The organism is Tautonia plasticadhaerens, from assembly GCF_007752535.1.
Classification (GTDB): domain Bacteria; phylum Planctomycetota; class Planctomycetia; order Isosphaerales; family Isosphaeraceae; genus Tautonia; species Tautonia plasticadhaerens.
Window position 1 is genome coordinate 8315816 of sequence record NZ_CP036426.1, and the last position, 12404, is coordinate 8328219.

8 protein-coding genes are annotated in these 12404 nt (G+C 76.1%); 5 read left to right on the forward strand and 3 right to left on the reverse strand.

Annotated features, from left to right (window positions below):
- Nucleotides 1–124 precede the first annotated feature (124 nt).
- Nucleotides 125–1072 carry a DNA integrity scanning protein DisA nucleotide-binding domain protein gene (locus ElP_RS33015; RefSeq protein ID WP_231749350.1) on the forward strand — a complete coding sequence of 316 codons (948 nt, stop codon included), beginning with the start codon at nucleotides 125–127 and terminating at the stop codon, nucleotides 1070–1072.
- A gap of 110 nt (nucleotides 1073–1182) precedes the next feature.
- Here the strand turns inward: ElP_RS33015 and ElP_RS33020 are convergent, their stop codons facing one another.
- Complete coding sequence (locus ElP_RS33020) at nucleotides 1183–2709, reverse strand: hybrid sensor histidine kinase/response regulator (protein WP_145277589.1); 1527 nt, start codon at nucleotides 2707–2709, stop codon at nucleotides 1183–1185.
- A 328-nt stretch (nucleotides 2710–3037) separates the two neighbouring features.
- Between ElP_RS33020 and ElP_RS38975 the strand changes: the two genes are divergently transcribed.
- The gene (locus ElP_RS38975; protein ID WP_197446557.1) at nucleotides 3038–5893 is read left to right on the forward strand and encodes a hypothetical protein; all 2856 of its coding nucleotides are present in this window, start codon (nucleotides 3038–3040) and stop codon (nucleotides 5891–5893) included.
- On the opposite strand, the gene ElP_RS33030 is transcribed toward ElP_RS38975, so the two are convergent.
- Together ElP_RS33030 and ElP_RS33035 are read right to left on the reverse strand one after the other, a co-directional pair.
- Nucleotides 5818–9027, reverse strand: a complete 3210-nt coding sequence (locus ElP_RS33030; RefSeq protein ID WP_145277591.1) for a WD40 repeat domain-containing serine/threonine protein kinase — start codon at nucleotides 9025–9027, stop codon at nucleotides 5818–5820. The genes ElP_RS38975 and ElP_RS33030 overlap by 76 nt on opposite strands.
- Nucleotides 8979–9755 carry a protein kinase domain-containing protein gene (locus ElP_RS33035; RefSeq protein WP_145277593.1) on the reverse strand — a complete coding sequence of 259 codons (777 nt, stop codon included), beginning with the start codon at nucleotides 9753–9755 and terminating at the stop codon, nucleotides 8979–8981. Before ElP_RS33035 ends, ElP_RS33030 begins: the two co-directional genes overlap by 49 nt.
- Before the next feature lie 269 nt (nucleotides 9756–10024).
- Here ElP_RS33035 and ElP_RS33040 point away from each other — a divergent pair, with 269 nt between their 5' ends.
- From ElP_RS33040 to ElP_RS33050, 3 genes are all read left to right on the forward strand, one after another.
- Complete coding sequence (locus tag ElP_RS33040; protein ID WP_145277595.1) at nucleotides 10025–10603, forward strand: RNA polymerase sigma factor; 579 nt, start codon at nucleotides 10025–10027, stop codon at nucleotides 10601–10603.
- Nucleotides 10600–11010, forward strand: coding sequence for a DUF6768 family protein (locus ElP_RS33045; protein ID WP_145277597.1), 411 nt, complete (start codon nucleotides 10600–10602; stop codon nucleotides 11008–11010). Before ElP_RS33040 ends, ElP_RS33045 begins: the two co-directional genes overlap by 4 nt.
- A 311-nt stretch (nucleotides 11011–11321) precedes the next feature.
- Entirely contained in the window at nucleotides 11322–12401 is a 1080-nt protein-coding gene (locus tag ElP_RS33050; RefSeq protein ID WP_231749351.1) for a prenyltransferase/squalene oxidase repeat-containing protein, read from the forward strand.
- Nucleotides 12402–12404: the final 3 nt, after the last annotated feature.

Sequence of the window (12404 nt, forward strand, 5' to 3'; positions counted from 1 at the left end):
CGTGATCCGGTCGGTTCGACGCGGCCGATCGGAGGCCCGGCGCGCCGGGCCGAGTTCGAAGGTCCGCCCGCACGTCCCTCTCCCTGCCCGACCAGCCAAGGCCCGGCCCGGGGGTCCGATCGCCGTGACGCCGCCCAGCACCCTGAACAAGGCGACGACCAGCCTGCTGGAGATGGCCTGCTCGGCCGTCGACCAGCTCTCGGCCGCCGGCCTGCTGCTGCTGCCGGACGGCAACCTCGACTGGGAGTCCGTCCGGGAGGTCGCCGGCCAGACCCGGGTGCTCGTCGCCGTGTCGGAGCGGCAGATGGAGGCCGTCTCCGGCGCCGGGCTGGTACCCGTCGAGGTGGAGGCGACCGACGCGGGGATCGTCGAGCGGATCACCCTGGCCCTGATCGAGTCGGTCGCCAACGACCTGCTCCGCTCCGGGGCCCGGATCGTCGTCGTCTACGCCGCGTTCGACTCCGAGCTGGACTCCATCAGCACGATCCGCCTGGGGGAGCGGCTGGAGCGGCTCAGCTCCCGGGACCTGAGGGCGCTGGAGACGAGCGTCCCGTTCGAGACGCTCAAGGCGATCGTGGACATCGCCGTCGCCGTGGGGCGGGAGGGGCGCGAGGGGAAGCCCGTCGGCACCCTGATCGTCGTCGGCGACACCCGAGAGGTCCTCTCCCGGTCCCGCACCCTGGGCTTCGACCCGGTGAAGGGTTACAAGCGCAAGGAGCGGAACATCCGGGACGCCCGGGTCCGGGAGGCGATCAAGGAGATCGCCCAGCTCGACGGCGCCATCGTCGTCTCCCGGGACGGCACGGTCGAGGCCGCCTGCCAGATGATCGACGCCCCCACCGCCGGGCTCTCCCTGCCCAAGGGGATGGGCACCCGGCACTGGACCGCCGCGGCGATCACCAAGGTCACCACCGCCGTGGCCGTGGCCGTCAGCGAGTCGACCGGCACCGTCCGCCTGTTCCAGAACGGCGAGCTGGTGCTCCGGATCGCCCCCATCGGCCGCGCCCGGGCCCTGAAGTGGACCGAGCCCGAGACCGAGCCCCCTCCCCCCCGGGCCGAGAAGGGGGGCTGATCGGGCCGGGCCCTCCCGATCGATCGATGGATCGGGAGGGCTGAGGTCGCCGGTCGGCACGACGAGGGCCGTCGTCGAGGCCGTCCGGCATCCGATCCGATCCGCCCCGCTCAGCGGCCGACCGGGGCGGCCCGGTCGATCGCCTCGCGGAGGGCGGCCTGGAGGGCGGGATAGTCGACGGGCTTGACCAGCCGGGCGGCGAACCCGGCGTCGTCGCAGGCCTCGTGGTCGAAGCCGCCGGGGTCGTAGCCGGAGAGGGCGATGACGGGGGCGTCGTTGTGGCCCCGGAACCGCCGGGCGAGGTCGGCACCGCTGCCGTCGGGCAGGTCGAGGTCGGTGATGACGCAGCCGATCCGGCCGAGCGGCGCGGCCATCGCCCCGGAGACCGTGTGGGCGACGATCACCTCGTAGCCGTCGAGCCCGAGCAGCTCGGAGAGCAGCTGGGCGGTGGTCTCGTCGTCGTCGACGACCAGCACCAGCCGCCGGGGATCGCCGACGGGACGGGGCTCGGGGTCGGGGGTGCGGTCGGGGGCGTCGAGGCCCGGTCCCGCCTCGGTTTCGGCCTCGGCCTCGGATCCCGGCTCGGCGGCGGCGGCGTCCAGGGTATGGAGGCGGAGGGAGAAGGTAGCGCCCCGGCCCCGGCCGGGGCTGGAGACGTCGAGGCGCCCGCCGTGGGCGTCGACGATCAGCCGGCAGATTGCCAGCCCGAGGCCGAGCCCCTCGAACCGGCCGGCGGTGGTCTCGGCCTGGGCGAAGGGGGCGAAGATGGCGTCCCGGTCGCCGTGGTCGAGGCCGACGCCCCGGTCGGTCACCTCGATCACCATCGTCCCGCACGGCTCGTCCCGGGATCGGACCTCGATCGTCCCCCCCTCGGGGGAGAACTTCGAGGCGTTCCGGACGAGGTTCCAGACGACCTGCTGCAGCCGCCCCCCGTCCCCCCGGACGCGGTGGGCCGTCGCCTCCAGCTCGACCGAGACGGCCTGACGCCTCGCCTCCCAGTCGGCCCGGCAGGCCTCCAACGCCTGGCGGACCGCCTCGTGGGCGTCGACCTCCTGGAAGCGGAACGACCCGCGACCCCGGCCGAGGCGGACGGCGTCGAGCAGGTCGTCGATGAGCCTCGCCTCCAGCTCGGCCGCGCGGCGGATCCGCTCGAAGGGGGGGCGCAGCGACGGGGGGGTCGCCGGGTCGTCCAGCCGGGCGGAGGCCTCGATCAGGATGGGGTTGAGCGGCACCCTCAGCTCGTGGCCGACCATCGCCAGGAAGGTCTCCTGCGCCGTCTTCGCCTCCTCGGCGCGGACCCGGGCCCGGTGCAGGCGGCCCATCAGCCAGCAGACGAGCAGCCCCTCGGCCATGAAGATGGCCAGCAGCAACGCCTCCCTCGGGTCCTCGATCCTCAGGGTCCGGGTCGGCTCGTGGTGGACGTAGGCGCAGGCCGCCGCGTTCAACGCCACCGAGAGCACGCCGGGGCCGACCCCGGCGCACCAGGCAGTCAGGATCACCGGGAAGAGGAAGAGCATGTAGGGCGGGACGGTGCCGAGCGTGTCGTCGATGACGAGCAGCTTGAGCGGCAGCGTCAGCGCCACGGACACCGCGGCGAAGGCGTAGCGGACCACGATGCGGCGGGTCGTCCGATCCATCGGCGAAGCTCCATCCCTGGTGTCGCCCCGTCGGGCGTCCCTCCTCGCCCGGGGGCGATCGGACGGACGCGAGCCGCGAGGCCGGGATGAACCGAACCGGCGTCGCCGGCTGGCCCGGCGGTCGCGAACGTGTCAATCCTACGGCACGGCCGATCCCCGTGGCAAGGCATCTTCCCCCCTATCGTCGCCCGGATCGGGGACGAGTGGTGGCGCCCCCGATGCCGGGCTACACTGGACCCCGATCGACCGGCCCGTGCCCCGCCGCCGGCCGCTCTCGGTCCCGGCCCTCTGCGATCGCCCCCCGCCCGACGGCCCCCGGAGCCTCGCCATGACTATCGCCCCCCCGGGGCCGGGCCGAGCCCCGGCGGCGGGACTGCCCGGGTCGATCCGATCGGTACTGGCGAGGGTCGGCCGGAGGCTCGACGCGGCGGCGGCGATGCGGGGCCTGGGCCTGACGCTCGGCGTCTCGGCGGCGATCGCGGCGGCGGCGATGGCGGTCGACCTGCTCCGGCCGATACCGACCCCGGTGCGATGGGCCGGCTGGCTGGCCTGGGTCGGGGTGTCGTCGACGCTCCTGATCCGGGGGGTGCTGGGGCCGCTGCTCCGTCGGCACCGGCCCGACGCGCTGGCGGCCGTCGCCGGGAGGGGCCTCCCCGATCGGGGGGCGACGCTGACGGCGGCCGTCTCCCTGGCCGGCGCGGGGGGGCGGGCCCACGGGTCGCCCGAGCTGATCGCCGCGCTGGTCGACCGGGCGGTCGAGGAGGCCGGCTCGATCGAGCCGGGCCGGGCCGTCCCGCTGGCCCGGGCCGCCCGTCGGCTGGCGATCGGCCTGGCGGCCGCCGGGGTCGTGGCCCTGCCGGCGATCGTCGCGCCCGACCCGTTCGCCGCGCTCTCGGGTCGATTCCTCGCCCCCTGGTCCGACCCCGGCTCGGCCGGCCTGCTGGCGATCGCGGTCGAGCCGGGGGACGCCGTCGTCGCCCGGGGGGGGCCGCTCGCCGTCTCGGCCTCGGTCCGGGCCCGGTCCCGGCTCGCCGGCCCGCCGCCCGAGACGGCCCTGCTGCAATGGACCGGCCCCGACGGCGCGTCCCACGCCCTGGAACTCGGCCCCGGCAAAGGGGAGCCCCGGCGGGACGATGCCCGGGGCTTCGCCCTCACCCTGCCCTCGATCGAGGGGCCGATCACGTACCGGGTGGTTGCCGGGTCGGCCAGGAGCCGCCCCTACCGGGTCCGGGTGGTCGATCCCCCCCTCGTCTCCTCCCACCGATGGACGATCGCCCCGCCCCCGTACACAGGCCGGGACGCGGAGGAAGTCGTCGGCCCGGCCGGGGCGACCGCCTGGCAGGACAGCCGGGTCACGATCGTCGCCTCGACGGACCGCCCCGCCCGTCGCGTCGTCCTCTCCTGGCCGGCCGAGCCCGCCTCGGGGGATCGACACGAGGGCAAATCCATCGACTTCGAGCCCTCCGCCGATGGTCGGGCCTGGACGGTTGAGGTCTCGGCGACGGCGTCCGGCCCCTACGAGCTGGTCGCGGAGGACGAGCACGGGCTGGTCGGGCGCCCCGGCCGATCGGGGAGGCTGGAGGTGGTCGTCGACGCCCCCCCTGCCGTCGCCCTGGCCGACGGCGAGGAGGCGGCCGGCCCCGGGGACCGGCTGGCGCTCCCCGTCGCCTCCCGGGACGACGTGGCGGTCTGCTCGGCCGAGCTGCACGTCGCCGTCCTCCGGGCCGACGCCGGGCCCGGCTCCCTTCCCGAGCCCCTCGGCGAGCCGATCCCCCTGGTCCTCGACGGGCTGGGGACCCCGGCGGCCCGGGGGGTGGCCGGGCTGGACCTCGCCCCCCTGGGCCTGGGGGACGGCGACGCCCTCTCGGTCCGGGTCCGGGTGCTGGACAACCGCCCGCCCCCCCGGGGGCCGAACGAGGGCTGGTCGGCGCCGATTCCGGTGGCGATCGTGGCCGACGTGCAGCAATTCGACGCCGATCGGCTCGAAGCCCGGCTCGGGCCGATCCGGGAGGAGCTGCAATCGCTCGCCCGGCAGGCCGCCGAGAACCAGCGCAACCTCCCCCCCCTCCGGGCCGACGCCGAGGCCGCACGCCGGGACGACGACGCCTGGTCCGAGCGGAGCGCCGACGACCTCGACTGCCTGGCCGAGGCCGCCCGGGGGCTGGTCGACCGCCTGCAACTGCTCTCCCGGGCCCTGGAGGCGGACCCCACGCTCGGCCCGCTCGCCGACCCCGTCCGGCAGGCCGCTGAGGCCGAGGCCGACGACGCCCGGCAGGCGCTCGACGACGCCCGACGCGACGAGGAGGATCCCGACGCCCGCCTCGACGACCTCCGACGCGCCGAGGCGGAACTGGCCGGCGCCTCGCGTCGGCTCGACGACCTGAATCGGCGGCTCAATAGCCTCGCCCGGGCCGCCGCCGCCCGACCCGAGCTGGCCGACCTCGCCGGCCGGGAAGGGGAGCTGGCCGACCAGGCCCGGGCACTCGCCGACGGAGCCGAGGCCGAGGACCAAGCCGAGGACCAGGACGACGACGTTCCTCCGCCCCCGGCCGAACCCCCGGGCGAGGCCAAGCCGACGCCGCCGATCGACCCGGAGGCCCTTCGGCGGCTCCGGGAATCCCAGGACCAGCTCTCCCGGGCCCTGGACGAGCTCTTGAGGCGGGCCCCCGCACTCCGGGACGACGACGCCGCCGCCGAGGCCCGGGCCGACGCCGAGGCCGCCCGCCGGGACCTCGACCGGGCCGCCGCCGGGCCCGACCCCGGCGACCCCTCACGGTCTCCCTCCGAAGCCGCCCGGGAGGCCGCCGAGGCCATGCGTCGGGCCGCCGAGCAGCTCCGACGGGCCTCCGGGTCCGCCGACCCCTCCTCCCGGGCCGAGCGGCTCGCCCGGCTCCTGGCCGACCAGGCCGGCGAGCCCTCCTCCCCCTCCGACGGCGACCCCTCCGCCTCCCCCCCTCGATCGATCCCCGCCGGCCCCTCCGACCCGGCCGCCGCGTTCGGCCTCCGCTCCGAACGCTCCTGGGGAGACCTGCCCGGGCACCTCCGCACCGAGCTGCTCCAGTCCTCCCCCGACCGCTACCGCCCCGACTACGCCGCCCTCATCCGCCTCTACTTCCGGGAGATCGCCCGAGGCGCCTCCGACCCGGGCCCGGCCCCGGATCCGGGGCCGGGCGGGGCCCCCTGAGGCCCGGCCGGGGCCGTCGGGGCCGACGACGCAACATCCGATACCATCCCCCCCGGGGGCTGGTCGGGCGACCCCGACTCGGTGGGCTCCGGGGGCCCGGCCGAGGGGTCGAGGGGAAAGGCGTCCCGGAGCTTGACCGTGCCGTCGTCGCTGACCGAGACGAGGCGGAGGCCATCGGGGCTGAAGGCGATCCGGCGGATCCAGCCGTCGTGGTCCTTCAGGGCCAGCAGCTCCAGGCCGCTGGACGGGTCCCAGAGGCGGATCGTCCGGCCGGACCCGGCCGAGGCGAGCCGTCGGCCGTCGGGGCTGAAGCAGACGGACTGCACCGCGCTGGTGTGACCGGTCAACACCCGGAGGGGCCGGCCCGTCTCCGCCTCCCAGAGCCGCACGGTCGTGTCGGCGCCGGCCGAGGCGATCGTCCGCCCGTCGGGGGACCAGGAGACGCCGAGGACCGAGCCGAGGTGGCCGTCGAGGGTGCGCCGCACGTCGCCGGTCGAGGCGTCGAGGATCGCGACCGTCTGGTTGTTGGAGGCCGAGGCGATCGACCGGCCGTCGGGGCTGAAGTCCAGGTCGAGGACGCCGAGGTCCTGGCCCTCGTAGGTGAACCGGGCCGCCCCGGCCTCCAGGTCCCAGAGCGTCAGCCGGCCGTCGTTGGAGGCCGAGGCGACGGACCGGCCATCGGGGCTGAAGGCGAGGTCCTTGATCGTGTCGTCGTGGGTGCCGAGCACCCGGAGCAAGGCGCCGGTCCCGGCGTCCCGGAGCGTGACCCGGTGATCGGGGTCCCCGACGGCCAGGGTCAGGCCGTCGGGGCTGAAGGCGAGGCTGTAGATGCTCCACCCCAGGCGGGGGTCGCCGGGGCCGACCGTCGCGAATTCCAGCCGCCGGTCGGCGTCCGGCAGGCCCCAGACGAGGACGGTGGCGTCCTCGAAGCCGGCGGCGACCCGGAGGCCGTCCCGGGAGAAGTCGAGGGCGAAGGGGCGGTCGAAGAAGGACGCAGGGCCGGGTTCGATCAGAGTCCGGGGCTGGGAGGAGCGCTCCGGGTCCCAGAGCCGCACGGTCGTGTCGGCGCCGGCCGAGGCGATCGTCCGCCCGTCGGGGGAGTAGGCCAGGGCGTAGATGGAGTCGGTATGCCCCTTGAGCGACCGCAGGGGGCGGCCGGACTCGGCGTCCCAGAGGGTCACCTCGTGGTGGATGCCGGCCGAGGCCAGGGTCGAGCCGTCGGGGGCGTAGGCCAGGGCGGCCACGTCGGGGCAATCGGGCCGCAGGCGGTCCAGCTCGCGCCGCCCGACCGGGTCCCAGAGCCGCACCGTCCCGTCGGCGCCGGCCGAGGCCAGGGTCAGGCCGTCGGGGGAATAGACGAGGTCCCGGATCGCGCCGACGTGGGCCGGGAGCAGGATCGCCTCGCCCTCGCCTTCGCCCTCGCCCTCGCTGCTCCCCTCGGCCGGCGCCCGGGCGTCGCGGAACGCGATCAGGCCGTCGAAGCCGGCGGAGGCCAGGGTCAGGCCGTCGGGGCTGAACTCCACGTCGGCGACCGGCCCCGCGTGGGCGTTGGGTAGGTGGCGGAGCAATCGGCCGTCGCGGGCGTCCCAGATGAGGATCGAGTGCGCGGCGGTCGCGGCGGCCAGCATCAGGCCGTCGGGGCTGAAGGCCAAGTCGAGCACCGCGACGGGGGGGCCCGGGGGCTCGGCTGGCTGCTCGACCGAGAACCGCCGACGGCCCGAGTCGACCTCGAAGGCGGCGACGCCCAGATCCGGGCCCTGGGCGGCCAGGGTCAGGCCGTCGGGGCTGAAGGCCAGGGCCGAGACGCCCAGGCTCAGGGGGCCGGAGAACCGGGGGTCGTCCGACCCGGGCAGCTCCCCCCGGACGGCCCCCGTCGCCGGGTCCCTGAGCACCACCCGGCCGCCCCACTGGATCGAGGCGAGGGTCAGGCCGTCGGGGCTGAAGGCGACCCGGCTGACCTCCCGGGAGTGGTCGCGGAAGGTCGCCCGCTCCTGCCGGGAGAGCCGATGGAGGTAGTGCCACTCCCAGCCGAGCAGGTCCAGGCCCTCCGCCTGGCGCCGGGCCTGTTCGAGCAGCCCCTCGAGCCGGCCGACGTCGTTGGCGTCCCAGGCGGCCAGGGCGGTGGCGATCCGGGCGGCGTAGAGGTTGCGCCTCAGCTCGTCCCGGGTCCGGGCGAGCCGGAGGCTGGCCCGGTCGGCGTCCCGCCGGGCCACCGCCTCGTTGGCGGCGGCCCGCAGCGCCGCCCGCTGGCCGAGGTCGGCGGCCCGGGCCGCGTCCCTCGCCTCCCGGGCCCTGCGGTCGAGCCGGACGGCCAGGGTGGTCGACACCAGGGCGATCGCCACCAGCAGCCCCAGCACGGCGCCCCCCAGCACCGCCTGCTCCGGGTTCCTCCGGCACCAGCGGGCCAGCCGCTCGATCGGCCCGATCGGCCTCGCCTCGATCGGCCGGTCGTCCAGGAACCGGCCGAGATCCTCGGCCATCGCCGAGGCGGTCTGGTACCGCGCCGCCGGGTCCTTCTCGGTCGCCTTGAGGACGATCGTCTCCAGGTCCCGGGGGATCCCCGGGTCGATCGACCTGGGCCGGGGCGGGTCCTGGGACCGGATCCGGTCGATCAGCTCCAGCCGGTCGACGGCCGGGAAGGCCGGGCGGAGGGTGACCAGCTCGTAGAGGGTCAGCCCCAGCGCGTAGACGTCGGCCCGGGCGTCCCCCTCGCCCCGGAAGCGTTCGGGGGCCATGTAGCGGGTGGTGCCCAGCAGGTCGCCGGTGCCGGTGAGGGTGAGGTCCTCCTCGGCGAGGGCCAGGCCGAAGTCGGTGATCCAGGCGATGCCCTCGCCGTCGAGCAGCAGGTTGCTCGGCTTGATGTCGCGGTGGATCACCCCCCGGCCGTGGGCGTAGGCCAGCCCCTGGGCCACCTGCCGGCCGATCCGGGCGACCGTGCGGAACCACTCCGGGCGCCGGCCCGGGTCGATGTCCGGGATCTCCCCCGCCCCCGCCCCCGCCCCCGCCCCGGGCCCCGGGGCGGGGGCGTCCTCCGAGGAGCCGCCCCCGGACGGGTCCCCCTCCCGCTCGCCCGGGTCGTCGAGGATCAGGGTCTCGTCGTCCCAGGACGAATCGGCCTCGGACCACGCGGGCATCGGCACCAGCGACGGCGAGGCGGCGTCCGGCTCCGGCCCGATCGGCCGATCGGGCTCCCCCCCCGACCCGGGGGGGGGGTCGACGCGACTCCGGGGCCGTCCCCCCGAGGGGGGACGGCCCCGGGGCCCCCCGGGGTCGTGACGCCGAGCCTCCCGGAGCGGTCCCGGCGCGACCGCAGGCCCTCGATCACCCTGTCCAGGCCCCGGCCGGGGATGAACTGCATGGCGTAGTAGGCCACCTCGCCGTCCCGGCCGACCTCGAACACCGGCACGATGTTCGAGTGGTGCAGCCGGGCCGCCGAGCGCGCCTCGCGTCGGAACCGCTTGAGCACCTTCGAGTCGAGGGCGACGTGCCGGGGCAGGATCTTCAGGGCCACCCGACGGCCGAGCGACAGCTGCTCCGCCTCATAGACCACCCCCATCCCCCCCCGCCCGATCTCCCGGAGCAGCCGGTAGTCCCCCAGGTGCCGGGGCCCGGGAGGCTCTGGGTGCGGCCTCCCCTCGGGGGGCACCGGGCCCTCGGCGTCGGCGTCGGCCTCGGCCTCGGATCCGGACCGGGCCCGGCTCAGGTCGTCGATCGCCCGGAGCAGGTTCGGCAACCCCCCGGCGAGGCCGGGGTACTCGGAGGAGAGTTCCTCGGCGTCGGGCCGCTCCCCACGCCGGAGCCGGCCGAGGATCGCGTCGACCAGCGCCTCGATGGGGTCGCGATCCTGGGTCTCGTCGGCCATGCGGATCCGGCGCCTCGGGGCCTGGGCTCGGGCGTCCCGCCCCCTCCCATCCCGGAGGGCGAGACGCCACCATGCCAGGATAAGGCGCGGGGCCGATCCCCGCCAGGGGCCGAGCCGCCCCCTACCGGCCCCTGGCCGGGGCGCCCGGGGCCGGCGGCGTCCGGCCCGATCGTCCGACCATCGCCCCGGCCGCACCGGGCCGTTGAACCGGGACGGCCCGACGGCGACTCCCCTGCTGTGGGCCATGCTCTGCGGAAGGGGGAGGACCCGTGAGCCGATCGACCGGAGAGGTGCTCGACGACTGGCTCGTCCTGGCCGCCCAGGGGGGCGAGGCCGACGCCTTCGAGGCCCTGGCCGAGCGCTGGCACCGGCGGCTGGTGGCCCACGCCTACCGCCGCCTCTCCCACGCCGAGGGGGCCGCCGAGGCCGCCCAGGAGGCCTGGCTGGCGATCGTCCGGGGGATCCCCTCGCTGGACGACCCGGCCCGGTTCCCCTCCTGGGCCTACCGGATCGTCGACCGCAAGGCCGTCGACTGGCTCCGGAGGCGCCGCCGGCAGCGGGCGATGGACGACCGGATCGGGCGGGACCCCCGCCTCCGCTCCCAGGCGATCGACCCCGGGCCCGACGGCCTCCCGGCCGAGCCCGAGGGGCTCGACCCCGTCGACCGCCTCCGCCTGGCGCTCCGACAACTGCCTGGGGAGCAGCAAGCGCTGCTCGCCCTCTACTACACCGAGGGCCGACCCGTCCGGCAGATCGCCGAGACGCTCGGCATCCCGGAGGGGACGGTCAAGTCCCGCCTCTTCCACGCGAGGCAGCACCTGAAATCCCGACTGGAGGACCGGCCATGACCACCGACGGCAAGGAACTCGACGCCCTGATCCGGGAGGCCCTCTCCCGGGAGGAGGCGGCCCTGTTCGACCGCCTCGGCCCCCCCTCGCTGCCCGACCTGCTCACCGAGACCTTCCGGGGCCGATTCCGCTGGATCAACCTCTTCGGCGGCCTGCTGAGCTTCGTCTTCTTCGGCCTGGCCGTCTCCTGCGCCGTCATGATCTTCCGGACCGACGACGTGCCGAGGCTCTTCCGCTGGGGACTCGGCTTCTCCTTCTCCATCTCGGCCGTCTTGGGCCTGAAGCTCTGGTTCTGGATGGAGATGCAGCGGCACGCCACCAGCCGCGAGGTCAAGCGGGTCGAGCTGGCCGTGGCCCACCTGGCGGCCGAGCTGCGGGCGGGCCGCGCCCCCGGGCCGGACTCCTGAGGAGGCCGGCGACCGGAGGCGGCGGACGCGATACACTGGACCCGCCGGGACGCCGGATGGACCCGGCGGGCCGGACGCCGGTCCGGCCCCCGGCCGAGTCGTCGGGGGGTGTCCTCCCGCGACCGGGAGGCCCCGACCTCCGATGACGCCCGCCACGGCCCCGGGACGCTCGCCGGCTCGGGGACCGGGGTGTCGGCGGGTCCGTCCCCCGGCGCGTCCCCCCTCCCGGGCCCGATTCGCCGCCCCCGGGTCCCGGAGACGACCACGGAGCCAGGCGGCGTGAGCCCCCCCTTCCCCCTCGCACCCTCGCCATGAATCGAGCCCGCCCGCTCCCCGTCGCGTCCTGCATGCTGGCCGCCCTGCTGCTCCCGGCCCCCTGCCGGGCGATCGCCCAGGACCTGCCCGAGGCGCCCCGGGCCCCCTTCTCCGGCGCCGAGACCGACGCCGCCGCCCGACGCGCCCTCGACTTCCTGGCCGGGGCCCAGCATGCCGACGGTTCCTGGGAATCCGGCGGCTTCGGCAAGGCGACCTCCGTCACCTCGCTGGCGGTGATGGGCTTCCTCGCCTGCGGCCACGTCCCCGGGGAGCCCGGCCCGTACCGTGAGGCGATCGCCCGGGGCGTCGACTACGTGCTCGACAACCAGCGGACCGACGGCATGCTCGTCTCCAACACCAGCCACGGGCCGATGTACTGCCACGGCATCAGCACCCTGATGCTGGCCGAGGTCGTGGGCATGACGCCGGACCCGGGCCTGGCCGACCGCTGCCGGGTCGCGCTGGCGAGGGCCGTCGAGCTGATCGTCCGGGCCCAGCGGATGCCCAAGTCCGACGACCACGCCGGCGGCTGGCGGTATCAGCCCGGCAGCTACGACAGCGACCTGAGCGTCTCGGGCTGGCAGGTCGTCGCGCTGCGGGCCGCCCGGGACGCGGGCTGCTCGGTCCCCTCCGAGGCGATCGACGCGGCGATCGACTACGTCCGGCGCTGCGCCGAGCCCCGGTCCGGCGGCTTCAGCTACCAGGCCGGCCGGGGGGGGCCGAACAACCCGAGGACCGGCACCGGCATCCTCTCCCTGGAACTCTGCGGCGAGCACAACTCGCCCGAGGCCCTCGCCGGCGCCGAGTACCTGATGACGCACCCCCCGAGCTGGGGCTCCGACTACTTCTTCTACGAGGCCTACTACTGCCCGCAGGCCCTCTTCCAGCTCGGCGACGCCTACTTCCTGCCCTACTACTCGCGGATCGTCCCCATCCTGCTCGACCGGCAGGAGGCCGACGGATCGTGGTACTCCCCCACCGGCAACGACCGCACCGGGGGCCGCAACTACTGCACGGCGATGGGGGTGCTGGCCCTGGCCGTCGAGTACCGCTACCTGCCGATCTACCAGCGTTGAGCC

Excerpts from the sequence above, each read along its gene's own strand:
- ElP_RS33030 (WP_145277591.1), bottom strand. The coding sequence starts at position 9,027 with ATGCCCGCGTGGTCCGAGGCCGATTCGTCCTGGGACGACGAGACCCTG.
- ElP_RS33045 (WP_145277597.1), top strand. The coding sequence starts at position 10,600 with ATGACCACCGACGGCAAGGAACTCGACGCCCTGATCCGGGAGGCCCTC.
- ElP_RS33035 (WP_145277593.1), bottom strand. The coding sequence starts at position 9,755 with ATGGCCGACGAGACCCAGGATCGCGACCCCATCGAGGCGCTGGTCGAC.
- ElP_RS38975 (WP_197446557.1), top strand. The coding sequence starts at position 3,038 with ATGACTATCGCCCCCCCGGGGCCGGGCCGAGCCCCGGCGGCGGGACTG.
- ElP_RS33050 (WP_231749351.1), top strand. The coding sequence starts at position 11,322 with ATGAATCGAGCCCGCCCGCTCCCCGTCGCGTCCTGCATGCTGGCCGCC.
- ElP_RS33020 (WP_145277589.1), bottom strand. The coding sequence starts at position 2,709 with ATGGATCGGACGACCCGCCGCATCGTGGTCCGCTACGCCTTCGCCGCG.